We start from the raw sequence: 25,697 nt of genomic DNA, 5'->3' as shown, positions 1-25,697 counted from the left end.
ATAACTTGTTTACCTATGTGGACGATAGCACGCACTGTTGTCCACGTCACTACGGCATGTTCGAACCAAAATGTCGCGGCGGAAGTGCCATTGCGACAGCATGTCCCGGCACCGTTGCCTGAACTCCTATCGAGCATCACCCGTCAGCCACCTAGAAAAAGTGAACTGCTTCACCTTTAGCTTATGTAGTGATGCAAGCAACATGGTATGACTAGTTAACCTAATTTGCCTTCTCGAGTTACCACAAATTCGAGATGACTGTCTCTCTCCGGCTTGCCGGATCCGCGATACGCGAGACACCTGAGCAACGACGGCGAGCCTTGCTCGGAACCGCTGGTCGAAGATCACCGGTCCGAGTTCACAAAGCACAGAGGAGATCGGACATGCAACAACTGAAGGCGAACGACCTGTCGGGCCCCGAATCCATGACTGTTGCATTGAGCCCGCGATGAAGATCGGATTCATCGGAGCGGGCAGAATGGGCGGGCCGATCGTCGAACGCTTGATCGCTGCCGGGAACGACGTCACTGTTCTGACTCGAGGATCCGAAACACGATCCACCGCAAAGGCCAAGGGGTGGAACACCTCCGACACAATCGAGCAAACAGTGCAGTCCGCCGAGTTGGTCATCAGCATCGTACTCAACGACGAGCAGGTGCAGGCCGCGCTGCTGGGATCGGGTGGCGCCGTCGCGGCCATGGCACCCGGTGCAATCCTGGTGCAGCACACCACCTGCGATCCCGACACAGCAGTCATGGTTGCCGACGCAGGGGCTGAACGGGGCGTGCACGTGCTTGACGCTGCCGTCTCCGGCAGCCCACAAGACACGGCTGCCGGTCGCCTCACGCTCTGGGTGGGAGGCGATGAATACGTACTCGACAGCGTCCGCCCCGTGCTCGAGTCCTATGGCTCCCCGGTGATGCACGTCGGTCCGATCGGTCATGGTCAGCGCGTCAAACTCGTCAACAATGCGCTCTTCGTCGCGCAGATCGGGCTCGCCGTCGACGCCGTGCGCCTCGCTGCGGCCGTCGGAATCGGTGAGGCAGAGATCCTGGCCGCCATCCAGCACGGCAGTGGCGACAGTCGAGCGCTGAGCAGCCTCGCCTGGATTGGGGTCGACGCCGTCGGCATCCGGCTCGCAGAGCTCATGCTCAAGGATGTAGATGTCATACGGCAGATCGCCGACCGGACCGGAGCTGATCTGGGACTGATCGGAGAAGTGCTTTCCTCAGAGTTGGTCGAACGCGAAGTGCTGTACTCGGGCGCGCCGCCGAACCGCGAGCTCATCGAGCAGACACCACTGACCCCAGGCTCGATGAAGCCGTCGATGTGAACACCACGCGGCCGATACCGCCACGCTTGCCGGCGCTCTGGAAGGACACTCATGACTGAAATCGGAATCGAGTACCAAACCGTCCTAGGCCTACCACCAGTGGACTTCGTCCACCTGGCAGCAGATCTCGGCTGCCACCACATCTCGATGAAGGTGGCCGGCGGCGGCGGACCGTACAACCCATACGGCCACCCGACGTATTCCATGCTCGACGACGTGGCTTTGCGTCGGCGTTTCATCGCAGCGATGCAGGATCGCGACGTGTCGATCTCACTGGGTGAAGGGTTTGTCGTCCAGCCGTTCCACGACCTTCGTGATGAAGATGCGAACCTGGATGTGATGGCCGAACTCGGGGTAACCCGGGTCAACGCCGTGACAATGGACCCTGACCTGCCGCGCAGCTTCGACCAACTGGCTACGTTCGTAGAGATGGCAGCCGGCCGAGGAATGACCACAACGATGGAATTCGCGAAGTCGCTCACCGTTCCCGACCTACCGACAGCGCTGCAGGCCGTCGGACACGTCGGCCGTCCGGACTTCAGTCTGCTCGTCGACACGATGCACTCCTCCCGATCCGGCCACGGCGCGGAAGATCTCATAATGCTCGACCACGAATATGTCGGCTACATCCAGCTCAGCGACAACACACTCGCGCAGCGAAACCCGGTGTATCGGGACGACTCGATCGATCGTTGTGTTCCCGGTCAGGGTGAACTGCCGGTGGTGGAGATAGTGGCAGCGCTTCCACCTGTCCCCGTGATCGGCGTCGAAGCTCCGATGCGGTCGTTGGCTGTTGCGGGCACCTCGGCGCAAGAGTGCGCGCGTCTTGCCGTTATCGGGGCGCGGAACGTGCTTCACGCCGCCGACGAGATCCGGCGGGTGCGCGCTCTCGGTTGCCACACGTGACACCCGATCCCCGTTCCTGAAGCCGGGCGAGACCGGTCATGACAGAAGGCAGAACAATGAACACCAAGAGCGATTACAACACCGCCACGACCGACCGAGCGCACCCGCGAGTGTCCGTGAGCGGCCTGTGCTTCCCGACTTTGTCGGCGATCGACGCGATCGAGGCGATCGGCGAACTCGGCGTCTCGAAGACGTCCATGACGTCGGCAAAGATCCGGGAAAGTGGTGTTGACGCAGTCGCAACGGCGAGCCGCAGACACGGGGTCAGCATGGTCACGACCACCGCTCTCCTGCGCTTCGATCTGACGCCCGGCGCCGATATCGAGGGTCAGATCGACGGGGCGCGCGCCGACATCGACCAGGCGGCAGCGGTCGGTGCCGGCTCCGTCTATACCCTGACCGGACGCCGCGCCTTCGCCGACTGGGATGCCAATGCGGCCGCATACGCCGAAGCCACGTCAGACCTCGTCCAGTACGCCGCCGACAAGGGCATCGCTGTAGCCGTAGAACCGACGAACTGGCTCTACGCCGACCTCAACTTCGTGCACAGCTTCCACGACGCGCTCCTGCTGGGCGTGCGCACCGGAATGGGCGTGTGCCTCGACCTCTTCCATGTCTGGACCGAGGCCGAGTTACTCGACGACATCCGCAAGAACATCGAACTCGTCTCGCACGTCCAGCTCAGCAACATGAGTGCCGGCATGCGATCGCTGCCCTGCCGGGATGTCCCCGGCGCCGGGGACATCCCGATCCGGCACATCGTGAAGGAACTGCTGGACTCCGGGTACACGGGAACCTTCGACCTGGAACTCAGTGGTCCGAGCATCGACGATCGCGGACACCGAGAAGCTGCCGCAGAGTCCGTCGCATGGCTCGGTGAACTACTGACCGAGCTGGGCGCCTAGCCGACCTCGTGGTCATCGACGGAATCCGCTGAGGGTCCGGACGAGCCCTCCGGGACCATGACTCTCCGATCACGTTGTCGCGGATCGATTTTCAGTTCCCGAATCGACACGAGGATCGACGTCACGTTCCCTGGCTCGACGCCACGCGTGGGTCGGCACCTCCCGAAGGGGAGGCGCCGACTTTCCACGAGCCGAAAGGCCGGCACCACCGATCGCGTGATCGTCAGACGCCGACCCGAACCGAAGAGGAAAGCGCACCGCCGAAATCATGTGTGGCGGATACCCCGTCGAGGATCTCGTGTAGCTTTGCTCGCCCACCGGGGTTGAGCAGGAATTTGCGAGCCTTCCCTTCGACGTTCGCACCGTAGTAGTGACTGTGCTCGGCGGAGAAAATCGAGAGCGGCGCGAGAGTCTCGACCATCGTCATCCACGTTTCCTGGTGAGCTGCAGTCGGTTCGAACCGATCGAACCCGTGCTCACGCGCATAGATCAACGTCTTCATAATCCAATCGACCTGATCCTGCGAGTAGCGGGGGTAGTTGCCGCCGCCTGCGCCGTGCGGACCGCCTGGGAAGAAGAAGTTCGGCATGTGGTGTGCACTGAACCCCCCGAAGTCGGACGGTCCGTCTACCCAATCCACGCTGAGGTCAAGGCCGCCATGGCCTTTCACGCCCATTCTCGTGAGGGCACCGGTTCCGAAATCGAATCCGGTCGCGTAGACGATGATGTCGTAATCGCGGTGCTGCTCGGTGGTTTCGATGCCCCTGGCATCGATGCGGACGATCGGTGTCTCCCGGAGCGCGATGAGCGAGGCGCTCGGCTTGTTGAACGACTCGAAATAGTCCGCGACAAAAGGCGGACGCTTCGCACCGAAGAGCTGATCCTTCGGAATGAGACGCTCGGCCGTTTCCGGGTCGTCTACGATCTTTCGGATCTTGTCCGCGAGAAATTCGCAAAACTCCAGATTGACCTCGCGATTCGTCGTCATGTCGTAATAATTCGCTGTCAACTTGGCGAAACCTGGACTCTTCCAGATCTTCTCGTAGAAGGCTTGCCTCTCCTCCGGCGAGTCGTCAGTCGAGAACTTTCCCGCCGGCTCATGCAGGAAGCCGGAAGGGCTCGTGTTCAAGACGGTGGCAATCTCGTCGAAGTTATCGCTGAGCCATTGCCACCGCTCATCCTCGATCGGCGCGTTATTCAGAGGCGTCGTCCACGTCGGCGTGCGCTGATAGAGGTCGACTGCTTCTACAACGTCGACAATCGCGGGCAGGAGCTGCGCGCCACTCGGCCCGTTGCCGATGATCGCGACGCGCTTGCCACTGAAGTCGAGCGGAGTGTGCGGCCACGCGCCGGTATGATGGGCCTCCCCCTGAAAGCTGTTCAGCCCGTCGATGTCCGGGTAGTTGGGAACCGAGAGACCGCCGGTTGCGGAAATGACCCAACGTGCGCGCAACGTGTCACCCTGCGCAGTCGTCACGACCCACACGTTGTCGGCCTCATCCCACAGCGCGGAAACGACTCGCGCTCCGGTGCGGATATGTCGGCGCAGCTCGAAGCGATCCACGACATGGTTGAGGTAGCTCTCGATTTCGGGCTGCGTCGCGAACTCTTCCGACCAACGCCACTCGTCGAAGAGCTCCTTGGAGAAGATGTAACCGTAGGTGTAGCTCTCCGAATCGAATCGCGCTGCGGGGTAACGATTCCAGTACCACACCCCGCCGACGCCGTCGCCGGCCTCCAGCGTCACGGCACTGAAACCGGCTTCGACCGCCCGATAGAGAGCGTAGATGCCGACCACTCCGGCACCGATCACCAACACGTCAACGTCGGCTTTATCGTCAGACATCATCGCCATTCGACTTACTCCCATTCGATTCCGTCCATATTTCACTTGCCACTAGATAAGCACATCTGCTCAAAAGCTCCAAGCAATTCCTCGTATTCTCACATTTAACCTGGGTTTTCGAGCTAGCATGTGATCTCATTACATGAGCGATCATGGTGAAAATTTGGTCGATTCAGTTCAAAGGAGAATGATGAACGACAGCACTGACCTTCGATTCGACGGACGAGTCGCCATCGTGACCGGCGGGGGTCGTGGACTCGGCCGAGCCCATGCACTGCTTCTCGCATCACGCGGCGCAAAGGTGGTGGTCAACGACCTCGGCGGCTCGAAGGAGGGCGAAGGCAGCGATACCGGCCCCGCGAACGACGTGGTGCAGGAAATCAAAGCAGCCGGGGGGGACGCTGTCGCCGATATACACAACGTGGGAATCGAGGAAGACTGCCAATCGCTCGTCGACACCGCCATCCGCGAGTTCGGGCGGATCGACATCGTCGTGAACAACGCGGGCATCTCCCGCTGGGCTACATTCCCGGAGGCGGACGCCGACAACCTCGAACGCACACTCGATGTGCACTTGCGAGGTACGTGGCACACTACGCGCGCGGCGTGGCCTTACATGGAAAAGCAAGGGTACGGCCGCATCATCACGACGACGTCGACCGGCATGCTCGGCCTACCGGACAATCTCGCCTACGCGACAGCGAAGGGCGCGCTCATCGGATTCACCCGGAGCCTTGCAGTCTCGTCAGCTCCGAAGGGCATCCTCGTCAACTGCATCGCCCCCAACGCCATTACCCGGCCCAGCATTTCGGCGAAGAAGCCCAACATCGTCACCACCACCCCGACAGATCCGGCCATTCTGCAGGCAATGGAAACCGGACTGGTTTCTCCCATGGTTGCGTTCCTCGCACACGAATCGTGCCCAGTGAACGGAGAGATCCTGGTCGCCGGCGCCAAGCGGTTCTCCCGATGGTTCCTCGGCATCACGCCGGGCTGGATCTCTGACGGCGAGCCTGCAATCGAGGATGTCGTCGAGCACTGGGACGAGATCAACGATCAAGATGGATACTACGTACCTGCGAGCCTCAAAGACTGGACGTCGACGTTCATGGCACATCTCGGCAGATAACTCATCGGCCCGGCCACGGGTTCCTCAGCGCCGGTTGCCGCGAAGACCGGCACCGAGGAACCCGTAGCGGGGAAGTGACGGTCACGCGTCCAATTGGACTCGAATCCCCAGGGACGCCATGTCAGTGCCCTTGGGATAGACATTTCCCAACAGTTCCGCGCCGGCAGTCGCCAACTTTGTTGGAACATCCTGCCAGACAAGCTCTTTCCACGAAAATTCTGGAGATGCGGCGTCGGTCACCACCATAGCAATGAGCTCGTCGGCATCACCGCGAACATGAGTAGCGAGTACTCCACCGCCTGGGCCCACGACGAGTTCCGGGTCCACGATCAGAACGTCCAAAAGACCATGATGCGCAACAAAGTGGACAGAGCCGCCAAAGGACAATCGCCAGTCGTCACCCTCTTGGACTGCCCGTCGCAGCGGAAACGCGAATTGCCCGTCTTCACCCTCAGTGACTCCGCCGGCGATCGTGTACTCGCCCCGTGCAATCAGAGTGACGTACCTGACGAACGATTCCCGGATTGCCCATACGAGCCTTCCTGTCGCGGCCACGAACTGGTCCACAACCACCGCTTCCGCGGATTCCGGGGCACTGACCGGGAGTCCACCGTCTGCGTCGCTCCAGGTTTCGTTGGGGCTCAGGGGAATTTGTCTGTTCAGCATGTTCTCACCCGATGAACGATCCGCCGTTGACGCTGAGCGTCTGACCTGTCACGTACGAAGCACCTTCGGAAACAAGGTATGACACGGCATTCGCGATGTCTTGACCGGTACCCTCGCGACCGACCGGGATGTACTTTGCTATGTCCTCTGCCGAGGGAATGGTTCCTTCCTCCCGCTTCTTCTGCACGCTCGGTGTGTCGATCGACGACGGTGCCACGGTGTTGACCGTTACGCCGCTTTTCGCGAACTCGACGGCCAGCGCCTTCGTCAGCGCAATCTGGCCGCCCTTCGACGCGGCGTAGTGGGCCATCCTCGGAGCACCGCGCTGCGCGCTGGACGAAGAGATGAGAACCACACGGCCCCAACCTGCTTCGACGAGATCCGGGAGGCACGTCTGAACGACGTTGAATGTGCCCGTCAGATTGACCTCGAGGGTGTGATTCCACTGTTCGAGCGTCATGCCCAAGAACTCCTGCTGTCGGGCAATCGCTGCATTCGCAACGACGACCGCGATGGGGCCGAGATGCGCGCGGGCTGCCTCGACAGCGATGTCGACCTGTTCACGGTTCGCAACGTCGGCACGGTATCCCTTGGCCTCGCCGCCCGCCGCGGTAATGGCGTCAGCCGCAGCCTCAGCTGCGCCGTCTACGACGTCGAGGACAGCGATCTTGAAACCGTCATCGGCCAGTCGCTGGGCGATCGCCAACCCGATACCTGCTGCTCCGCCGGAGACGACTGCAACTCGACCAGAAACCGTCATCGCGTTCGCACTCCCTTGTTCGCGGCACTGCATGGAAACCACATCGCGTTTCAATCCCTCTCGCTGACAGCCTGGTGTCCGGTGCGCGACCCATCGCCTGAAGAGCCTGACGCGCCAACACGCATTGCGTTGAATAGAACGACCGTTCCATTGAAGCCCAAGGCTCAAGGCTCGCTTGCGCTACGGTCTGTTGTCAAGCCTCTTCGGAAGAATACGAGTGAAATGGATGTGCGATGACCAAGCTGACAGATGAGGCCGAACAAGAGCCAGGCAACGAAGGGCGTCGACGGCAGCCCCTCGCGCGTGGAATCGAAATACTCACATTCATGATCGAAAGCGAACACGACTCACATGGCGTGCGAGAACTCGCTGGTCACCTCGATGTAAGCCCGAGCACTGCCCATCGACTGGTGACAGACCTCGAGAAGCTCGGCTTGATGCGACGCGCAGAGAACGGCTCCTACCGACTCGGACTGGAGTTCTTGCGGCTCGCCTGGACAACGACGAACAAGTATCCACTGCAATATCTGTCGGCCGAGACACTCAACGAACTCATGGAGAAGTCGGGAGAATCCGCATTCTTCTCGCTGTACAGCGAACAACGCCACGAGATGATGTTCACCCTCACAGCCGATTCTTCACATCCGCTTCGCTACACACTCCCGATGCGGCAGTGGCTCCCGTTGCACGCCGGCGCAAGCGGTCTCGCAATCCTCGCCTTTCTTCCCAAAGAGGTCCGACACGCAATCGTCCACGGCCGACTGACGGCTGCAACGAATCGAACGCTGACAGACCCCGATGAACTGCTCGCGCGACTGGACACCATCCGCCGCGACGGTTACTCGATCACGCACGGGGAACGTATCGAGGGGGCAATCGCGATAGCCGCGCCGATCTTCGGACGTTCCGAAACCGTGGTCGGCGCCGTTGGCATCACTCTTCCCGAAGCACGACTCAATGCGACGAATGCATCGACACTGGTAGCGCTTGTCCGCGAAGCTGCGGGGCGGCTAACCGAGCTGATCGCAGGAACGGAGGAGCGGTAACCCGCCCTCCCCCAGCTGAAGTCGTACGCTGCGGTAGTCCAACACAAGGTTGACAGTATCCCCTGTGCGGGTCGATACTTCTGTTGCGTTGTAGCGACCATGCGTTCCGTTAAACGGAACATAGCGCCAACGTGCAGTGCGCCCTCACCCGCTTGGGTCTCTGACAGATGGGCGGCTTCCGCGATCTGACACCACAGTAAGGACTTGAGCCATGACTGGATCCGACGCTCGGCGCCACATCCTTGTAGTCGGCGCATCGCTTGCAGGCACTCGCACTGCGCAATGCCTTCGCGCAAGCGGCTATTCGGGTCCGATAACTCTGGTCGGCGCCGAGGCTGATCTGCCCTACGATCGCCCGGCCCTGTCGAAAGGCTTACTCAGCTCAGAGTGGTCCGACGCTGCAGTGGAGGCGAACCGGCTCATCACCCGGCCGGAACTCGACGCCCTCGACATCGTTACGAGGCTCGGAACAGCGGCCACCGGCCTCGACACCACGACACGGACTGTCTCACTCGACGACGGCTCTACCGTCACCTACGACGTCCTTGTCATCGCCACCGGAGCTATCGCACGACCTTCGCCATGGCAGCCGACATCTGGAGTGTTCCAACTGCGCACTCTCGGCGAATCACGGGCCATTGCCGAGCGACTCAGCCTCCGCGAGGCTGTCGTTGTCGTCGGCGGAGGGTTTATCGGCACCGAAATCGCGTCTGCTGCAGTTAAACTCGGATGCCCGGTCACTGTCGTCGACCCAGTTCCCGAGCCGATGGAGCGACTCGTCGGACCCGAAATCGCGAGCCTCCTCGTCGACCTTCACCACCGCAACGGTGTAGAAACCAGATTCGGTGTCGGAGTTGCCGATATCCACGGTGAAGCCGGCTCCCTCACCGTAGTCCTGGATGACGGTACCCAACTCGAGGCATCGACGGCAGTCGTTGGAATCGGCTCCCTCCCCTCGACGGACTGGCTCCTCGGCTCCGGTCTCACTCTCGACAACGGTGTGCTGACCGACCGGCATCTCCGTGCGATCGGCTCAGACGACGTGTACGCCATCGGCGACGTCGCGCGCTGGCCGCATTCGGATCGAGGCATGGATGTGCGAGCCGAGCATTGGACGAACGCCAGTGATCAGGCCAGATTTGTCGCGAACGCGATCACCGGAGGCCTGGCCGAGGGGTACGACTCCTCGGACTACGTGTGGTCCGACCAATACGACTGGAAAGTGCACTCGGTCGGCCGCCGTGATCCGGCAGGCAGCTCGACAGTCTTCGGAGACCTCGAGGCGGGCGAGAGAGTCGCAGTCGTCCACGCCGACGAGACCGGAAGAGCATGTGGCGCTGTAACAGTGAACTGGGTGCGCGCCCTCAATCAAGCACGACGGGTTATCGCCGCAGGCGGCCCGACCGAAGAAATCGTCGACAAACTGCGGCAATGGGCCTAATTCATCCCAGCTGCAGAGGCAAGGAGAAAAGCCGTCATGGTCTACGTAGTCACAGAGGCGTGTGTTGACGTCCAGGACAAGAGTTGCATGCAGGAGTGCCCGGCCGATTGCATCTTCGAGGGAGGCCGGATGACGTACATCAATCCGGACCTGTGTATCGACTGCGGTGCCTGCGTACCGTCATGCCCGGTCGACGCAATCTTCTACGAAGCTGAGATCCCCGGCGATCAGGAGCATTACATCGGGGTGAACGAGCGGTTCTTCGCAGAGACGACGACGCCGAAGAGCGGCCGCAAGGGCGGAAAGATCGACTACGACGTCGACCTGATCACCGCGCTGGCCCCGAGGGGAGGCAGCTGATCGTGAGCACATTCAGAATCGCAGTCGTAGGGTCGGGGCCGTCGGGTTCGTACTGCGCACAATTACTGTCCGAGGAATCGGATCAACCGATCGAAGTCGATGTCTTCGAACAACTTCCGGCTCCGTTTGGCCTCGTGCGCTACGGTGTCGCCCCTGACCATCCGAAGATCAAATCCATCACTATGTCGTTCTCCGAGGTATTCGAGGAAACACCGGGTGTGCGCTTGCTCGGGAACGTGCGAGTCGGTGTGGACATCACCTCGAGTGAACTTCGTAGCCACTACGACGGGGTGGTGTTCGCCTCCGGGGCCCCGCTCGACCGACGACTGGGTGTGCCGGGGGAAGACCTTGCAGGCGCACACGCGGTTCGCGACTTCGTATCCTGGTACGGCGGTCATCCGGATACGCCGTCGAACGCATTTGTACTCGACGGGCACCGAGCGGTCGTGATCGGTGTGGGAAACGTGGCACTCGACGCCGCACGCATGCTCGTGCGCACCACCGAGGACCTGCGTGCCACCGATGTACCCCAGCACATCGTCGAGGCGTTCACGGCGAGCACCTTTTCCGAAGTCGTCATCGTCGGGCGCCGAGGCCCCGCGTATGCGAAGTTCACCAACAAGGAGTTCATCGAGCTACTAGACCTCGAGAACTGCGACGTCATCATCGACCCTGACGATCTCGAACTCGATGCCGCACAACAGGAATACCTCGATTCCAACCCCGCTGCGACGCGCTTGTTCGCTTCATTCCGCAAAGCGGCGGAGCGTGGTGCGCTCGGCCGAAAGTACAGGATTCGCTTCGTGTTCGATCGCACTCCCGTCGAGTTCCTCGGCGAGGACGGATCAGTGTCGGGTGTCCGACTGGCGAAGACCAGCGATCCGACTGTCACGGAGACTCTCGATACCGAACTCGTTTTCCGCTCGGTCGGATACATGGGCAAAGCAGTGCCAGGCCTTCCGTTCGACACCGAGACCGCCACCGTTCCCCATCGCGATTCACGGGTGATCGACGGCGAAGAAGAAGTTCCCGGGGTGTACATCGCAGGATGGATCAAACGGGGGCCGACGGGAGTCGTAGGGACCAACCGCCGATGCGCCTTGGACACTGTCACGTCGATCCTCGAGGACATCGGCTCGAAGTCCTCGTCGGCCTCCGCCTCGACCGTCGTGGACGAACTACTTCGCTCTCGCGGCGTCCAGGTTGTCGACTGGGCGGCCTGGCGAAGGATCGACGAGGCTGAGCGCGCGGCAGGCGAATCGACGGGACGTGAGCGCGTGAAACTGCACGACCGCAACGAAATGCTGCAGTTCGCTGCCGGCGACGTGATTCGACTCGGCTGATCGTAGCCACCGACCGGCCGTTCAACGGCCGGTCGGACGCTTCACCACGGTTACATCGTCGTCCCACTCACGTTGCCCGGAAACGACTTCGGCGTACCTGTAGATACGGCTGCATTCCACAACAGGTCTGCCCCTGCGGTAATAATCACCGCAGGGGCAGACCTGTTTCACCGTCTTACGTTGTGACGCTCACAGCCGACGGCACACCGACCACACCGTCTGTCACGAGTGCCGCTATCTCTTCGTCGGTGAGTCCCAATTCCGTCCTGAGAATGTCGTCCGAGTCCTCGCCGAGGGCAGGAGGATAGCCGGGCTCGACATCGGCGGTACCGACGAAACGGATTGGCATGGCGACATTCTCGAACTCGACCGTTTCGTTCCCCACAGTCACGAGCGATCCGTCATCGGCTTCTCTCGCATCGTCAAGAGCTTCGAGCACGTTCTTCACCGGAGCTACCGGAACCGACGCCGCGGTGAGCAGGCCGACCCACTCTGCAGCCGGGCGCTCGGCGATCCTGGCCTCGAGAATATCCGACAGAGCTTCCCTGTTCTGCAAGCGTGTCGCAGCATCCACGAAACGCTCGTCGACAATCAACTCGTCGAGCCCGACAACACGGCAGAGATCTTCCCACATGCGTGGTGTATTGGCCGTGACGACGAACTCGCGGCCGTCGCCACCACGGAAGGAACGGTAGGTCGCGATCGAATCATGTGCTGCCCCTTGAGGACCGGGCGCAACTCCGTTGAGGTTGGTATACAGGGCTTGGTAGGACAGCATCGCCAGCTGTCCGCGGAGCATGGAAACATCGACGATTCTCCCGCGACCGGACTCTCCGCGAGCATGAAGAGCGCCGAGGATACCGATCACTGCGTATAGCCCGGCAACCACGTCACCGGCTGGTATTCCGAGCCGGGCTGCTGGGGAGCCCGCATGTCCATTCAGACTCATCACACCGCTGAGCGCCTGCACGACCATGTCGTAAGCCGGTCGGTCGCGCCACGGACCTTCCTGCCCGAATCCACTGATCGACGCCCAGATCAACGCGGGATGTTCCTCCACGATCTGCTCGGGCACGAGTCCGAGCCTGGTGGTGACTCCTGGCCGAAAGTTCTCGATCACAACGTCAGCTCCGGCGATCAGGTCTCTGACGACATCTCGTCCACGCGGCGACTTGAGATCGACTGCAATACTTCGCTTATTGCGATTGTTGGCAAGGTAATACGCACTGTCACCGTCAAGCTCCGGACCGACGATCGACCGACTGGAATCGCCGCCGAGCGCCTCGACCTTGATCACGTCTGCACCGAGGTCTCCGAGAAGCTGTGTTGCAGACGGACCGGAGAGAAAAGTCGTCAGATCGATGACCCGGATCCCCTCCAATGCGGGCCGTTCCACCGTGATCACACGCCCTCGAAAATATGGATCGTGCAGGCGCCATGGTCCAGACCGGCCGTGCCACCACCGGTCACATGCGTCATCGCCCAGCGTGCGTCGTCGACCTGGCGTGCGCCGGCGTTGTCGGTGAGCTGCCAGAATGCCTCGGCGACCTGTGCCACGCCGCTGGCGCCGACTGGATGTCCCTTCGAGAGCAGCCCACCACTGGGGTTGACCACGACGTCTCCGCCGAAGGTGGTCTTTCCGTCGCGGAGAAGATCGATCGCACGTCCACGCTCGGCGAGGCCGAATGCCTCGTAATACACGAGTTCGGCGATGGAGAACGCGTCGTGCAGCTCGATCATGTCGAGGTCCTTGGGTCCGATCCCTGCCATCTCGTACGCGTCAGAAGCGGAATGCTGGCTGATCTCCGGCATCGTCATGTCGCGATACCCCTCCTTGACCTCGCCCGAATGCAGAATCGAGGCAGCGACACGCATCCCCTTCGGTGTGTTCAGACGGTTGCGAGCGCGCTCCGACGCGAGTACGACGACGGCTGCACCGTCGCCGGTCGGGCAGCACATCATGAGTGTGAGTGGATCGGCGATCGGACGTGCGCCGAGCACCTCGTCGACTGTCACCTCACTGCGGAACTGTGCGAAGGGATTGAGCGCCCCGTGCTTGCGCGCTTTCACACTGACAAGTGCGAGATCCTCGACCGTCGCTTCGGTTTCGTGGAGGTACCGCGTCGCACGCATCGCGTAGACGGCCGGCATCACGATGCCTTGCTTCACCTCTCGATCCTCGGGAGACAACGGAAGGGTCCCTCCGCCGAACTGGGTCAGTTTTTCGACTCCGACCACGACTGCGACGTCGACAAGCCCTTGTGAGATTGCCGTCCAAGCCTCGTGGATAGCCGTCGCACCGCTCGAGCATGCGTTGTCGACATTGACGGTGGGCACCGTCCCGAGGCCGATTTCCTTACAGATCCGTTGTCCGGTCATCATGCCGCCGAAAGAGTGTCCGACGTAGACCGCGTCAACGTCCGACTTCTCTATCCCCGCTCCGCGAAGGGCGTCGACGAGCGGTGCGACGGCGAGTCCGACATACGACGATGTGCGGTGTTTGCCGAACGGGATCATGGCCGCCGAAACGACAAAGACTTCTTCAGTCATCGGATTCTCCTCCATTCACACCGGATACCGGAGCGAAGAACCAATTGGAGCCATCCACGCCGAGTTCTACCTGCAGTCCGGGTTGCAATGACTTCCCGTTCTCACGGATATCGGCGAGTGTTCGAACATCACCCTCTAGGTCGACGTAGCCCAGGATGCGGACACCGTCGCCGCCGACATGCAGCCGAGTGAAGGTGTACAGCGAACCACTCGTCGGGAGCTCGATGCGACTCACCTCTGTGCTGACACAGGCACTGCAGACCACGCGGACGCCGATCATGGCGCGCCCACAGCGATCACATTTCGTGCCGACAAGCCGCGGCCCACCAGGAAAGGACCCGAGGAGGCCGTCACTGTCCAGATCGGCAATCGGTCGAGAGACCGTCGCCTCGGTCGTAGTTGTCATTGGGTATCGACTCCTTCTGCTCCAGCAGCACGAACGATGGAACGCGTCGGGCAGACGTCGATCGCCTGCTGAATGTTGTCGTGGTCGTCACCGTGATCGTCGATGACCACGGCGATGCTCATCTCGTCGAGGTCGAAGGTGGCCGGAGCATAGAACGTGCACTGCCCCGACCCCATGCACCGATCACGGTCGATGGTCAGTTCGCCCGATATCACGCGTCCGCCTGGGTGAATTCGAGATAGAGATGGGTATGCCCGCGGAACTTGTAGCTGCGGATGAGTTTCCATTCGCGTTCCCCTACGGGTCCGTGATACTGCTCGTTGATACGAATACTCTTGGTACGCTGCAGAATTCGCTGTATTGAGAAGACCGCCTCGGCGCGCGCAAGCGGCGCTCCCGGGCAGGTGTGGATACCGCGGCCGAATGCCAGGTGCTGCCGCGCGTTCGCGCGCTCAACCTGGAACTCGCCGGGGTTTTCAAAGACCTTCGGGTCGCGACCGGAAGCCCCGTTGATCAACATGATGACGGTGCCAGGTGCGAGGTCGAGGCCCCCGATACTTGTCGGCCTCTTGGTGAGCCGGAACGATCCCTTGATGGGCGCCTCGACGCGAAGGGCCTCTTCGATGAATTTCGGAATGAGTGACGAGTCGGCGCGCAACCGGTCCTGCAGTTCGGCGTCCTCGGCGATCCGCTGCATGGCGATGCCCAGGAGCTGGACGGTTGTCTCCTGCCCTGCCGCGAAGAGGTTGGAGGCGATCCGTGCGACCTCGATCGGCTCGGGAAGCGAACCATCCGGGAAGGTCGCAAGCGCCATTCCCGTGAGGACATCCTCTTGCGGTGTCTTCCGACGGTCCTCGATCTTGGCCACGAAGTAGTCGTACAGCGTCTCTAGGCCACCGTGGTGAACGGCTTGGAGTTCGAGATTTCCCAATACGGGCGCCGGCACGGAGGCCAGGAGGTCGAGGAGCATCGAGTGCTCTTCCTCCGGCATACCGAGCAGGTCAGCGACCGCGAGAACTGTGTACTTCTTCGCATAGTCCCAGATGAATTCACAGTTTCCGCGAGGGATGAGTTCGTCCAGGTAACGGTCGGCGGTGTCCTTGAGGAACTGCTCGTTCTCCTTGAGCCGCTTTGGCGTGATCAACCCCATCAAGATCGCGCGGTGATCCGTGTGAAGTGGTGGGTCGAAAGTGACGAGTTGATCGTTCGATGAGAAATATCCGCGGTGCTTCTCGAGGATCTCACTGATGTCGTCGCCGACGATTTCGAAGGGGAGGTCGACCACGGGGCCACCGGTGCGGTTGATCGACGAGTACACGTCGGGCTGGTGGTAGACCTGCAGTGCTTCTTCATAGCCGGTCACGATCACGACGCCGTACTTCGGCTCGCGGAATACCGGATGATTCGCCAGCATGTAATCGAAGTAGGGCTCCGCCTCCGCCGCGATGTCAGCATCGGTGAAGAAATCGGTCTCTCTGGGGTTGATCTCGACGCCAGTCATCTTTCGTCAATTTCCTTTCTTTGCGCGACCCGTACTTGCTCTGGTAGCAGGCTGAAGCACTGCCGAGTTCGTAGTAATTGATCGAGGCCGCCGCACCGTGCTCGTTAAGTTTCGTCAGCGGGATCGCCTGTATCGCAAACGCAACGAACAGATTCGATTCCCACTGGTCAGAGGTCAGGCACAGTTCCGGGCAGATGCGATATCCCGGCCTGCACGCAGCAGTCCGGGATATCGCGGCTGTTCATCGGAATTGCGCGGGAGCTCCGTCTAGCAGCACTGTCTTGGACTCCAGGTAGGGCAGGAGGCCCTGAAGGCCACCTTCCCGCCCGACGCCCGACTGCTTGAAGCCGCCATATCCCATCCTGGTGTCCGTCTTGAATCCGTTGTGCCCTACCGTGCCCGAACGAAGTCGACGTGCGACCTGGTAGGCACGGTCCACATCATTCGTGAAGACAGCTGAGTTGAGTCCATATGGCGTGTCATTCGCCAATGCGATTGCGTGCTCTTCGTTCTCGGCCGGGATCACCGACAGAACTGGCCCGAAGATCTCCTCCTGCGCGATGGTGGACCTGTTGTCGACATTCGAGAACACTGTCGGCTCCACGAAGAAGCCACGGTCGAGGTGCGCGGGACGGTTGCCGCCCGTCACGAGCGTCGCGCCCTCGTTCTGGGCAGTGTTGATGTAGCCCAGAACCCTCTCCTGCTGCCTGGCCAGGGCAAGCGGACCGAGCTGCGTCTGCGGGTCGAAGGGATCTCCGACCCGTACCGCTCCGAAGACCGAGCCCAGCGCCTCGGCGAACTCGTCGTGGCGCGACTTCGTGACGATGACGCGGGTGAGCGACATGCACACCTGGCCGTTCAATGAGGTCTCCTGCGCAGCGATCGCAGCAGCTGCTGTGGCGAGGTCGTAGTCGTCAAGGATGACCGCGGCCGACTTGCCGCCGAGTTCGAGGGTGTATCGAGCCAGACGCGCTCCACACGTTGCACCGATTTGACGTCCCACAGCACTCGAACCGGTGAAAGCGATCTTGTCGATCCGCGGGTCGGCAACAAGCTGCTCGGAAACCTGGCGGTATCCGTTCACGACGTTCAGCACGCCTGGCGGCAGGCCGATCTCCTCCGCGACCTCGGCGAGAATGTACAGCTCACCCGGCGCTTCCGGCGGGGCTTTGAGGACCATCGTGCAGCCTGCGAGAAGAGCCGGCGCGACCTTGTACGCGGCGAGAGAGAGTGGCGTGTTCCAGGGAACGATCGCCCCGACGACGCCGACCGGCTCGTTGACGACCGCACCGAACGCGGAGAACTCGGGCGTATCCTGCGTCGCCCACGGGTAGTTGGCGGCAAGGTCGGCGTAATACTCGAAGAGCGCGGGCACGCGGCTGAGCGCGCCGACAGACATACCGAAGATGACTCCGGCCTGACGTGTCCAGAATGTGCCAGCCTCTTGAGTGCGGGCACGCAGGCCGGCGGCCATCTTCCGGAGGTACTCAGCTCGCTCCGCGGGTTCGAGAAATGGCCACGGAGAGTTATCGAAAGCGTTGCGCGCCGCGGCAATTGCCGCGTCCATGTCTTCGGGACCGGTCTCGGCTACGCGGTAGAACGTTTCCTCCGTCGTGGCATCGATAATGTCGATACTGGAGGGATTGGCCGGAAGTTGCCACACGCCGTTGATGTACAGACGATCCGGATGCTTCAGATTGATTGCGGTGTCGCGAATGTCCAGGACGGTCACAGAAGTCTCCTTGGTTCAAGTTGGTAGATCTCGGGGAGCGAGTGCCCCTGACGCCGGGTGTTCGATGAACAATCCCGGCTCAGTTACCCGAGTTCGCGTGCTCGTTCTCGGCTGGAGTTACGCACTCGGCTGCTGCGAGAGGACGCCGCGAAGAGTCCACCCGAGCCGATCCGGCGCCAGCCCTGCGATCTGTAGCGCGTTCATGCCGAAGTCGACGGAGGTGTGCGTTCCCGACACGTAGCTCGCTAGGTCGCTACCGAGGAACGCGAGCACTTTCGCCATCTCTACCGACTCTGCAAGACGCCCTGCCGGCCCGAGGTCAGCTTCGACGGCTTCCTGACCGCCCTTCATCTCAGCGAATTCGGGCAGCATCCCCGAGATCGTCATGGCGGGGAGAACGGCGTTGATCCTGATTTTGCGCAGGCTTGCGAGCGGAGCGACCTGCTCCGCGACCCAGAAGTTGAGCAGACGCTTCGACATGATGTAGCCGAGCGATCCGGGAACACTGCCGAACTCCGCTTCGAACTTCTGAACCGTCTGTACGAGGTCGTTCCAGTTGTCGCCGCGGGTGAAGAGCTCCAATTCTTCACGCACTGCAGGGGTTTCCCAACGGACCCCACCATTTGACGTTACGAAGACGAGAGAACCGTTCTCCGTGATGCGATCAGCAAGAAAGGTGTCGGTGACGTACTTGTTCGCGATGAAGTTGACGGTGAGTGTCTCCAGGAAGCTGTTGTGAACACCGGAAACTCCCGCGACCCCGAAGAAGACATCGATCTGCAGTGGCAACTGTGCAAATGCCGCATCGATCGAGTCCTTGTTCCCGAGGTCCGCGATGATGGACTTCGTAACGCCGGCAACCGGGGGCTCCACTCGATCCAGTGCATACACATTCGCACCGAGATCAACCAAGATCTCGGTGAGCGCCTTCCCCATACCCGACGCGGCACCGGTGACGACGGCAGTCTTTCCGGCATATCCGAAGTAATCGTTCACTTAATTGCTCCTTGGTGTGTTGTGGACGGGACATGCAGGAGGCATCGGCCTCTGGCACCGCCGTCCGTTGCATTTCGGATTCACAGCGCTAGCGGAATTCGATGGGGCCATGTCGCCACCCTCTGCGACGGAAGGCGTGGCGTACCTGATACCGCAGATCCGACATTGTTGAATGTCCCTACCGAGGCAAGAATCCCTGAAAATGATTTTTGGACAACGGAATACACGTTGACTGCCCCACTCGCAAGGCTGGGCACGGCAGAGTGCACCACTGTGAACACGAACGAGCAGACTGCCAACATCAATATGGCAATTCTCGAGCCGAGTGGGCGCCGAGAATCGATTTCGGTCGGCACGAGTGTCGTCATGTCTTGTCACTCTCACATCGAGGTCTGCGGCGAAGGAACAATGCGTGTGGGAGTTGCCGGGGCCTCAACGAAACAGTTCGCTTCGACCGGGTGTGCTCCGTTTCGGTATGCACAGGACTGAGCTATGGCGGAGTCACCACACACAAACCCTGTTCGCTTTAACGGAACACCTGATCCGTACAACAGTAACAGTGTGCTGTACGACACCATTGGTGTCAATCGTCGCCCTGATAACAGACCTGGTGGTCACTGCACGATCATTCGTCAGCGAACAATGCCATTCGACCGATACGCGGTCCCCCCACAGGGAAACCCACAGACGCTTCGCCGACACTCTTACCTGAAAACGCAGTACACGCCGCCCACACCAGCACTGGGAGATAACTTGGGAGCCAGGAGTTTACAGCTCGAACAAAGCAACTCCCGCTGCCCGCGACACTCAATTCGACCCGGCAGTTCGGTATGCGCATTTCCCCGTGAACCACGCCGGGCGGGATACACCTACGCCAGAAAGTCAGAGCTACAACAACATTGACAAGGCATGCCTACGTGGATTTACTGCACCCCGGACGCAAGCAGTGCACCCGCAGCACACTGCAGACCTGATCGTCTGCATTGGTCATCGCATGACGTTCGCTGGCGTTTTCACGTGAAACTACGAAAGTGCAACGCGGGCAATTCAGATGAGTTGCCTCGTGGTCTAGACGCACGGCACTAATCGTGACTAAACTCTCGAAAATAAGCACTCCACCTCAAAAGTAGGAGGCGCTCATTCACGCCCCGCGCTGTTCGCCGATCAAGGGAGATCTCATGGCTACCACAGCCTTCTCGACGCAACGCATGGATCCGTACAGTCCCCCGCCCGAGCACCTGCGACTGCAGGAAGTCGAGCCGGTCAGCCAAGTTGGCTGGCAGAATGACGGCAAAATCTGGGCGATTACGAAGCACGCAGACGTTCGTGCCGTTCTGAGCGACAGCCGGTTCAGTTCGGATCGGACATTGCCCGGCCACCCGACAAATCTCGGATACGCTCCGGGTAACAAGCTCAAGCAGTTGATCGAGATGGACCCCCCGGAGCACACAGAGGCTCGAGGTCGTGTAATGGGGGAGTTCACCTTGAAGAAGATCAGTGCTATGCGTCCGCGCATCACCGAAATCGTCGACCAAGCCCTCGACGCGATGCTGCTGGGGAAGTCCGAGGCTGACCTCGTGGAAGCACTCGCACTCCCGGTACCGTCAGTTGTGATCGCCGAACTGCTCGGCGCACCGTACGAGGACCACGACTTCTTCCAGAAAAACAGCTCTGCTTTCGCCGATCCTCATGCATCCTCCGAAGTGCGCATGGAAGCGATGGGTCGACTCAAGGGATATATTGCCGATCTTGTGAATTCCCGCGTGGAAAATCCGGGCGACGACATCCTGAGTCGACAACTTGCGGCCGGAGCGAACCCGGAGGACCTGACCGGCCTCGGAGTCCTCCTGCTCATCGCCGGACACGAGACGACCGCCAACATGATCTCCCTCAGTATCGCAACGCTGCTGGACAAGCCCGAACTCCTTCAACAACTACGCGATAATCCAGAGCTCATCCCGGGCGCTGTGGAAGAACTGCTGCGCTACTTCACGATCGCCGAGATCGGTGGTCTGCGTCTGTCGACCGACGACATCGAGATCGGCGGTACGTTGATCCGGTCAGGCGAGGCAGTGTTCGCGGTATGCAATACCGCCAACCGCGACCCGGAGGTGTTCCCCGAGCCGAACAAGATCGACTTCACACGAGGAGCGCGTAATCACGTCGCTTTCGGTTTCGGTCCACATCAGTGTCTTGGACAGAATCTCGCTCGATTGGAGCTCGAAGTCGTTCTCTCCGCAGTCATCCGTCGGATTCCGACACTGCGTCTCGCCATTCCGTTCGGGGAAATTCCATTCAAGGAATACGGTCCCACCTATGGAATCTTCACGCTCCCGGTTGCGTGGTGACGATGCTGATTGTTGCCAACCAAAGCTCGTGCATAGGGTCTGGGCAGTGCGTCTTCACCGATCCCGACACGTTTGACCAGGACGACGACGGGGTGGTGGTCGTGCTTCGTTCGGAGCCGGCGGCCGACGACGAAGTGGCGCTGGCCAAGCAGGCTGTTGACGTTTGCCCGAGTCGCGCGCTCTCGCTTGTGGCAAGAAAGACTCCTGTGTGAGCCAGGGGGCACACAGGCATCGGATACCACAACCTCTGCGAACCTCCGCCCGTCGGAGTGGACTGGTTCGGCACTGAAGAGTTACTCACTGCAAACGAAACTGCGGTTTCCCCCTCACCTGCAACGAGGGGGAAACCGCAGATCTGGCCGAGGCCGCAAGCTCAATCGAACAGACTGATGATCGAATCTCGTTCGCGATTGCGATAAACGACTTCCGCAGCACCGTAGAGGTGCGCTCGCCAGTGCTTTTCCGCCGCAGCCGCGTTTCCTGCTTCGACCAATCGGACCAATTTCTCGTAGTCCGCGATCACACCGGGAATGTACGACGTGTCCGCAACCGCATCGGGATCTGCTCGACGTTGGATACTCACGACGCGATGAGCTCCGAGTACGTCCGCCAATGACTTGGATTGCGCCTCGAGTGTCTTGTTCCGGCAATGCAGCGCGATGAGATTATGGAAGTCTCCGGTGAGCGATACCCAGCGCGCAAAGTCCGCTCCAGTATCGACGCCTGCCTCCCACACTCGATACTGCTCTCGGACGCAGGCCGTCAACTCCTCCAAGCCTTCTCGGGTGCAGCGCTCTGCCAGCAATCGCACGCAGATGGCACCGAACTCCGCTCGCGCTTCGAGCAGATCCGCAAGAGTTGCACCGCGAGTCTGCAAGTACAGTCCGATATGCCTGGACGCAACGCTTAGGTCAGGTAAGCGCACCTGAGGTCCGCCTCGAGCTCCGGTCAGTACCGTGATCAAGCCCTCGCTTTCGAGAATACGAAAGGCCTCACGAAGCGTCGGCCGAGAGACGCCCAGATCTTCGACCATCCGTTTCTCCGTTGGAAGCATACCGCCGGGGAGAATCTCGCCTCGAACGATCTGTCCGCGCAGACGATCAGCAATTCGCTCCGAAGCCTTGGGTACACGCACGCTCGAATGCGTGGCCCCTCCCCCAAATTGAGAGTGCACGCCTTCACCGATCCTCTCCCCGTCACTGACATGACAACTCTAGCCCGCCTGGTTGGCATTACCTGATGTCCGTACCAGTGCATCATCGATCCCATCGACGAGTTTCTGCCAAAGGTTCTTCGAACTCGAAATCCAAGGCCGGACACCGCCGCCGCCTGCCGAACGCGGACTCACTGAGGCCCATCACATTACGTGCGACGTGCCGCAGTCGGTCCGAGACGCACGAGCACATGGCGGGCGGGGCGCTACTAGCCGATCATCATCAATCCACCGTCAACCGCAAGTAGTTGACCCGTGATGAATTTCGCCGCGTCACTCGACAGGAATGCCAACACCGGCCCCAGGTCCGACACCGGATTGCCCAGCTTGCCCCCAAGGGGAATTACCATCTTCAACTGCTGCTCGTACTGCTTGATCGCCTCCGGACTCATGGTGCCGAGCCTGCGGTCGGCGCCCGGCGTCTGGACAGCCGGCGCGAGCGCATTGACTGTCACGCCATCCGCACCCCACATTTTGGCCACCGACCGCGTCCACGAATGCACCGCAGCCTTCGCTGCCGCATAGGTCGCCGAGACCGGGCTTCCCGAAACTCCTTCGCTGGAGCCGAAGTTGATGATCTGGCCGCCGGATTCTTTCATCACTTCGTACGCAGCCTGATTTGCGAAGACCGTTGAACTGAAATTGACGTCGATCATGGTTCGGATGTTCTCTGCGTCGATGTGTCCCGGCGCGCCCAGTTGCCAACTGCCTGCCGCATGGATCAGTACGTCGAGACCGCCCAACGCTGCGACTGCTTTTGCCACGGCTTGTTGCACCGACGACTGATCAGTCACGTCACACCGAATCCAGGTTGCTGCCGACTCGGTATCGGGTTCGGTGTTGTGGAAGGTGCCCACCACCCGAGCCCCGGATGCAGCGAGCACTTGCACTGCAGCCGCTCCGATTCCGGTGGCGGCACCGGTAATCAATACACGCCTGTTTTCGAGAGACAGGTCCACTTCGTTCTCCTCCACGCTGCCGTAATTCTGACGCCGCCCGCCACGATTCAAGTAAAATTGAGCTTTACTGACTAATTCAGGCAGGGGCGCCGGAGGACGTGCTGACCAACAAAGCCCCGGCGTCGACCTTGAGCTGCTGACCGGTCACGTACCGCGCTGCATCCGAAGCCAGGTAATACACAGCCTCACTGATGTCACGCGGATCGATCGTGACGACCGGAAGTTGGTGTGCGATACCGAATGCGGGCTCGGCGTCCTCCCGAGTCGGGTTGGGTAGATCCGGACGGAACACCTTGTACATAGCGTCGTTCTGAAGCATGGGAGTGTCGATGTTTCCGGGATGCACTGCGTTGACCCGGATCGACAGCGGGGCGAACTGCAAGGCTGCGTCGTGGACGAATCGCGCCACACCCCGCTTCGCGTACGCGTATCCCGCGGCACCGGGGCCGGCCTCAGGACTGGTCATCGTCTGGGACATCATCGCTGCCATCGATCCGGTACAGATTATCGATGCACCCGCACGTAGATAGGGGAACGCGGCTTCGACGGTGTTGACAACACCGACCAGATCCACCGATACCGTGTCGAGGAAAGCCGACGCGGCGACGTCCGGACCGAGTGGGCAGATACCTGCGTTCGCTACGACCACATCGATACGTCCGAACTCGTCGTAACCGGCCTGGGCCGCGGCGATGAGTGCGGAGCGATCACGTACATCTGCAATGCGCGGCAGAACCCGGCGACCGAGTGCGGTGATCAGCCGAGTCGTCTCGTCCAAATCAGACTCAGTGGCCATGGTATGCGTTGCGGATTCGATCTGTGCACAGATGTCGATCGCAATGATGTCGGCGCCTTCCTCGGCCAACTTGACCGCATGACTACGGCCTTGACCCTGACCTGCACCTGTAACGAAAGCTACTCGACCCGACAAACTTCCGGCCATTTCCGACTCCTTCTCCACGTATTCGTTCAAGCTGATTTCGAGATCCCACATAGTGCAGTGGCCGACCATCGCAGATGCGGTGTCATCGCCGGCGCCTAGCTATCCTCAAGCCCGCGACTTCTCGAGTCCGTCGGCCTGTACGCGGTCGTCGAGGTCCATCGGTCCGCGTTCGGCCGCGGCAAGAAGATCCTCGATATCGATCCCCAGATCCGCGGTGACAGTCCTGACGGAGGCAAGGTCCTTTCGCAGATAGCGGGGCAATCGGGCGCTGTAGGTCTGTGCATCCTGTTCGGACGCAGCGACGTAACGCGCGGCAGTGCTGCCTCCGCTACTTACAGCAAGTACGTCGAGAAGCTTGTTCTCATCCAATCCGAGGGATCGTCCTGCGGCAAGGGCCGAAAGCGTAAGTTGAGAACACGCTGCGAACAGAGCATTGTTCAGTAGCTTTGCGGCCAGCGCTGTACCCAACGGACCGGTCCGGTGAATATTCGACGCATACGCCGCAACAACGCCGGCTGCAACATCGACAGCATCGTCGTCGCCCGCAAGCAGCACTGTCAATTCCCCACGACGAATATCCTCAGGCTTCCCACTGAAGGGCGCCTCCACCACTGATACCCCACCCTTGTGCCCGATGTCGCGGAGTCGCTGGATCATCAACGGACTCCCCGTCGTGTGTGAGATGAACAGGGATCCCGGACTCATCTTCTCGATGATCGGCGTGCACTCCTGGAGTACGTGCGCATCACTGAACAGGCAGGTGACCACTACCGGAGCAGCCGCTAGCTCCTCCTGATGCGCCGCAATAATTGCGCCACGTCCGGCCAACCTATCCCGAACCTCCACGCGTCGGGCATAGACGGCCGTGCGTCGGCCCGTAGCGAGGAACTTCTCGACCATCGGTTCGCCGATCTGGCCGGCCCCGATGAATCCGATATCAGGCAGAGTCATTCATTTGCTCCATTGTTCGAGGACAGTCCGTGCCGCACGTGTCAGCGTCGCCGAGTCAACGCAGATGGGCGACAATCTTCGCTGCACTCACGGCAGACACGCAGGTAGGACTGAGGGCGAATGTGCCGTCGTCCGGCATCTCGAATTGATCGGAATCCAGGCGGCTGAACTAGTAATAAGTGAACTAGTTCTACCATGTGTCCTCCATCACGGCAAAGGATCGATAGCATTCCCGCCACGGGTCGAGATCGAGTGTACGAAGTTGCTGGATAGTGCAACTGACTACTACCGATCCGCAGGGTGGAATTCAGTAGTGACGTGGGCAACAGTGCATGCTACCGTCCACATAGGTAAACAAGTTAT

At 60.7% G+C, this 25,697-nt stretch carries 24 protein-coding genes; 10 read left to right on the top strand and 14 right to left on the bottom strand.

From position 1 onward, the window contains the following. Positions 1–448 precede the first annotated feature (448 nt). From RG2_RS30990 to RG2_RS30980, 3 genes are read left to right on the top strand one after another with little or no spacing between them, the layout of a single operon-like run. Complete coding sequence (locus RG2_RS30990) at positions 449–1,333, top strand: NAD(P)-dependent oxidoreductase (RefSeq protein WP_051730822.1); 885 nt, start codon at positions 449–451, stop codon at positions 1,331–1,333. Between the two features lie 51 nt (positions 1,334–1,384). Then, complete coding sequence (locus RG2_RS30985; protein WP_033237246.1) at positions 1,385–2,239, top strand: sugar phosphate isomerase/epimerase family protein; 855 nt, start codon at positions 1,385–1,387, stop codon at positions 2,237–2,239. Positions 2,240–2,295: 56 nt separating this feature from the next. Next, positions 2,296–3,144 carry a sugar phosphate isomerase/epimerase family protein gene (locus RG2_RS30980; protein WP_072782903.1) on the top strand — a complete coding sequence of 283 codons (849 nt, stop codon included), beginning with the start codon at positions 2,296–2,298 and terminating at the stop codon, positions 3,142–3,144. 223 nt (positions 3,145–3,367) lie between these two features. On the opposite strand, the gene RG2_RS30975 is transcribed toward RG2_RS30980, so the two are convergent. Beyond that, positions 3,368–4,993 carry a flavin-containing monooxygenase gene (locus tag RG2_RS30975; RefSeq protein ID WP_033237265.1) on the bottom strand — a complete coding sequence of 542 codons (1,626 nt, stop codon included), beginning with the start codon at positions 4,991–4,993 and terminating at the stop codon, positions 3,368–3,370. A gap of 187 nt (positions 4,994–5,180) precedes the next feature. On the opposite strand from RG2_RS30975, the gene RG2_RS30970 reads away from it, so the two are divergent. Next, complete coding sequence (locus RG2_RS30970) at positions 5,181–6,119, top strand: SDR family NAD(P)-dependent oxidoreductase (protein WP_033237266.1); 939 nt, start codon at positions 5,181–5,183, stop codon at positions 6,117–6,119. 81 nt (positions 6,120–6,200) lie between these two features. Here RG2_RS30970 and RG2_RS30965 read toward each other — a convergent pair whose 3' ends face one another. Continuing rightward, a complete protein-coding gene (locus RG2_RS30965) occupies positions 6,201–6,785 on the bottom strand; it encodes an HtaA domain-containing protein (protein WP_033237247.1) in 585 nt (194 codons plus the stop codon). 4 nt (positions 6,786–6,789) lie between these two features. Then, positions 6,790–7,545 (bottom strand): SDR family oxidoreductase, encoded by a 756-nt coding sequence (locus tag RG2_RS30960; RefSeq protein WP_033237267.1) that lies wholly within the window; start codon positions 7,543–7,545, stop codon positions 6,790–6,792. Positions 7,546–7,778: 233 nt separating this feature from the next. Here RG2_RS30960 and RG2_RS30955 point away from each other — a divergent pair, with 233 nt between their 5' ends. From RG2_RS30955 to RG2_RS30940, 4 genes are all read left to right on the top strand, one after another. Next, the gene (locus tag RG2_RS30955; RefSeq protein ID WP_033237248.1) at positions 7,779–8,591 is read left to right on the top strand and encodes an IclR family transcriptional regulator; all 813 of its coding nucleotides are present in this window, start codon (positions 7,779–7,781) and stop codon (positions 8,589–8,591) included. A 211-nt stretch (positions 8,592–8,802) separates the two neighbouring features. Next, positions 8,803–10,032 carry an NAD(P)/FAD-dependent oxidoreductase gene (locus RG2_RS30950; protein ID WP_033237249.1) on the top strand — a complete coding sequence of 410 codons (1,230 nt, stop codon included), beginning with the start codon at positions 8,803–8,805 and terminating at the stop codon, positions 10,030–10,032. Positions 10,033–10,068: 36 nt separating this feature from the next. Continuing rightward, the gene (fdxA, locus tag RG2_RS30945; RefSeq protein WP_033237250.1) at positions 10,069–10,392 is read left to right on the top strand and encodes a ferredoxin; all 324 of its coding nucleotides are present in this window, start codon (positions 10,069–10,071) and stop codon (positions 10,390–10,392) included. 2 nt (positions 10,393–10,394) lie between these two features. Next, on the top strand, positions 10,395–11,735 hold the full coding sequence (locus RG2_RS30940) for an FAD-dependent oxidoreductase (RefSeq protein ID WP_051730824.1): 1,341 nt from the start codon (positions 10,395–10,397) through the stop codon (positions 11,733–11,735). Positions 11,736–11,910: 175 nt separating this feature from the next. On the opposite strand, the gene RG2_RS30935 is transcribed toward RG2_RS30940, so the two are convergent. The 7 genes from RG2_RS30935 to RG2_RS30905 all read right to left on the bottom strand — a co-directional run bounded on the left by RG2_RS30935 (position 11,911) and on the right by RG2_RS30905 (position 18,920). Beyond that, on the bottom strand, positions 11,911–13,131 hold the full coding sequence (locus tag RG2_RS30935) for a CaiB/BaiF CoA transferase family protein (RefSeq protein ID WP_230590476.1): 1,221 nt from the start codon (positions 13,129–13,131) through the stop codon (positions 11,911–11,913). A gap of 5 nt (positions 13,132–13,136) precedes the next feature. Next, entirely contained in the window at positions 13,137–14,285 is a 1,149-nt protein-coding gene (locus tag RG2_RS30930; RefSeq protein WP_033237252.1) for a thiolase family protein, read from the bottom strand. Next, the gene (locus RG2_RS30925; RefSeq protein ID WP_033237253.1) at positions 14,278–14,691 is read right to left on the bottom strand and encodes a Zn-ribbon domain-containing OB-fold protein; all 414 of its coding nucleotides are present in this window, start codon (positions 14,689–14,691) and stop codon (positions 14,278–14,280) included. Before RG2_RS30925 ends, RG2_RS30930 begins: the two co-directional genes overlap by 8 nt. Next, positions 14,688–14,906, bottom strand: coding sequence for a ferredoxin (locus tag RG2_RS30920; RefSeq protein ID WP_202026694.1), 219 nt, complete (start codon positions 14,904–14,906; stop codon positions 14,688–14,690). The genes RG2_RS30925 and RG2_RS30920 overlap by 4 nt, the downstream gene beginning before the upstream one ends. Continuing rightward, positions 14,903–16,192: a cytochrome P450 gene (locus RG2_RS30915; protein WP_033237254.1), complete on the bottom strand. Its 1,290-nt coding sequence runs from the start codon at positions 16,190–16,192 to the stop codon at positions 14,903–14,905. Before RG2_RS30915 ends, RG2_RS30920 begins: the two co-directional genes overlap by 4 nt. A gap of 241 nt (positions 16,193–16,433) precedes the next feature. Then, the gene (locus RG2_RS30910; RefSeq protein ID WP_033237255.1) at positions 16,434–17,924 is read right to left on the bottom strand and encodes an aldehyde dehydrogenase; all 1,491 of its coding nucleotides are present in this window, start codon (positions 17,922–17,924) and stop codon (positions 16,434–16,436) included. 117 nt (positions 17,925–18,041) lie between these two features. Next, positions 18,042–18,920, bottom strand: a complete 879-nt coding sequence (locus RG2_RS30905; RefSeq protein WP_033237256.1) for an SDR family oxidoreductase — start codon at positions 18,918–18,920, stop codon at positions 18,042–18,044. Between the two features lie 1,178 nt (positions 18,921–20,098). Between RG2_RS30905 and RG2_RS30895 the strand changes: the two genes are divergently transcribed. Continuing rightward, a complete protein-coding gene (locus RG2_RS30895) occupies positions 20,099–21,268 on the top strand; it encodes a cytochrome P450 (protein ID WP_033237258.1) in 1,170 nt (389 codons plus the stop codon). A 2-nt stretch (positions 21,269–21,270) separates the two neighbouring features. Then, positions 21,271–21,480 carry a ferredoxin gene (locus RG2_RS30890; RefSeq protein ID WP_033237259.1) on the top strand — a complete coding sequence of 70 codons (210 nt, stop codon included), beginning with the start codon at positions 21,271–21,273 and terminating at the stop codon, positions 21,478–21,480. 161 nt (positions 21,481–21,641) lie between these two features. On the opposite strand, the gene RG2_RS30885 is transcribed toward RG2_RS30890, so the two are convergent. The 4 genes from RG2_RS30885 to RG2_RS30870 form a co-directional block, all read right to left on the bottom strand. Next, the gene (locus RG2_RS30885) at positions 21,642–22,403 is read right to left on the bottom strand and encodes a FadR/GntR family transcriptional regulator (protein WP_033237260.1); all 762 of its coding nucleotides are present in this window, start codon (positions 22,401–22,403) and stop codon (positions 21,642–21,644) included. A 287-nt stretch (positions 22,404–22,690) separates the two neighbouring features. Next, positions 22,691–23,440 (bottom strand): SDR family NAD(P)-dependent oxidoreductase, encoded by a 750-nt coding sequence (locus RG2_RS30880; protein ID WP_033237261.1) that lies wholly within the window; start codon positions 23,438–23,440, stop codon positions 22,691–22,693. Between the two features lie 76 nt (positions 23,441–23,516). Further along, entirely contained in the window at positions 23,517–24,383 is an 867-nt protein-coding gene (locus RG2_RS30875) for a mycofactocin-coupled SDR family oxidoreductase (RefSeq protein ID WP_033237270.1), read from the bottom strand. Positions 24,384–24,488: 105 nt separating this feature from the next. After that, positions 24,489–25,334 (bottom strand): NAD(P)-dependent oxidoreductase, encoded by an 846-nt coding sequence (locus tag RG2_RS30870; RefSeq protein WP_033237262.1) that lies wholly within the window; start codon positions 25,332–25,334, stop codon positions 24,489–24,491. Positions 25,335–25,697 lie beyond the last annotated feature (363 nt).

This window comes from Rhodococcus globerulus NBRC 14531 (assembly GCF_001894805.1).
Taxonomy (GTDB): domain Bacteria; phylum Actinomycetota; class Actinomycetes; order Mycobacteriales; family Mycobacteriaceae; genus Rhodococcus_F; species Rhodococcus_F globerula.
Note: the sequence above shows the minus strand (reverse complement) of the source record. Positions and strands in the feature narration are given on the sequence as shown.

Coding starts and splice junctions, on each gene's coding strand:
- RG2_RS30990 (WP_051730822.1), top strand. CDS start 449: ATGAAGATCGGATTCATCGGAGCGGGCAGAATGGGCGGGCCGATCGTC.
- RG2_RS30985 (WP_033237246.1), top strand. CDS start 1,385: ATGACTGAAATCGGAATCGAGTACCAAACCGTCCTAGGCCTACCACCA.
- RG2_RS30980 (WP_072782903.1), top strand. CDS start 2,296: ATGAACACCAAGAGCGATTACAACACCGCCACGACCGACCGAGCGCAC.
- RG2_RS30975 (WP_033237265.1), bottom strand. CDS start 4,993: ATGATGTCTGACGATAAAGCCGACGTTGACGTGTTGGTGATCGGTGCC.
- RG2_RS30970 (WP_033237266.1), top strand. CDS start 5,181: ATGAACGACAGCACTGACCTTCGATTCGACGGACGAGTCGCCATCGTG.
- RG2_RS30965 (WP_033237247.1), bottom strand. CDS start 6,785: ATGCTGAACAGACAAATTCCCCTGAGCCCCAACGAAACCTGGAGCGAC.
- RG2_RS30960 (WP_033237267.1), bottom strand. CDS start 7,545: ATGACGGTTTCTGGTCGAGTTGCAGTCGTCTCCGGCGGAGCAGCAGGT.
- RG2_RS30955 (WP_033237248.1), top strand. CDS start 7,779: ATGACCAAGCTGACAGATGAGGCCGAACAAGAGCCAGGCAACGAAGGG.
- RG2_RS30950 (WP_033237249.1), top strand. CDS start 8,803: ATGACTGGATCCGACGCTCGGCGCCACATCCTTGTAGTCGGCGCATCG.
- fdxA (WP_033237250.1), top strand. CDS start 10,069: ATGGTCTACGTAGTCACAGAGGCGTGTGTTGACGTCCAGGACAAGAGT.
- RG2_RS30930 (WP_033237252.1), bottom strand. CDS start 14,285: ATGACTGAAGAAGTCTTTGTCGTTTCGGCGGCCATGATCCCGTTCGGC.
- RG2_RS30925 (WP_033237253.1), bottom strand. CDS start 14,691: ATGACAACTACGACCGAGGCGACGGTCTCTCGACCGATTGCCGATCTG.
- RG2_RS30915 (WP_033237254.1), bottom strand. CDS start 16,192: ATGACTGGCGTCGAGATCAACCCCAGAGAGACCGATTTCTTCACCGAT.
- RG2_RS30895 (WP_033237258.1), top strand. CDS start 20,099: ATGGCTACCACAGCCTTCTCGACGCAACGCATGGATCCGTACAGTCCC.
- RG2_RS30890 (WP_033237259.1), top strand. CDS start 21,271: ATGCTGATTGTTGCCAACCAAAGCTCGTGCATAGGGTCTGGGCAGTGC.
- RG2_RS30875 (WP_033237270.1), bottom strand. CDS start 24,383: ATGGCCGGAAGTTTGTCGGGTCGAGTAGCTTTCGTTACAGGTGCAGGT.
- RG2_RS30870 (WP_033237262.1), bottom strand. CDS start 25,334: ATGACTCTGCCTGATATCGGATTCATCGGGGCCGGCCAGATCGGCGAA.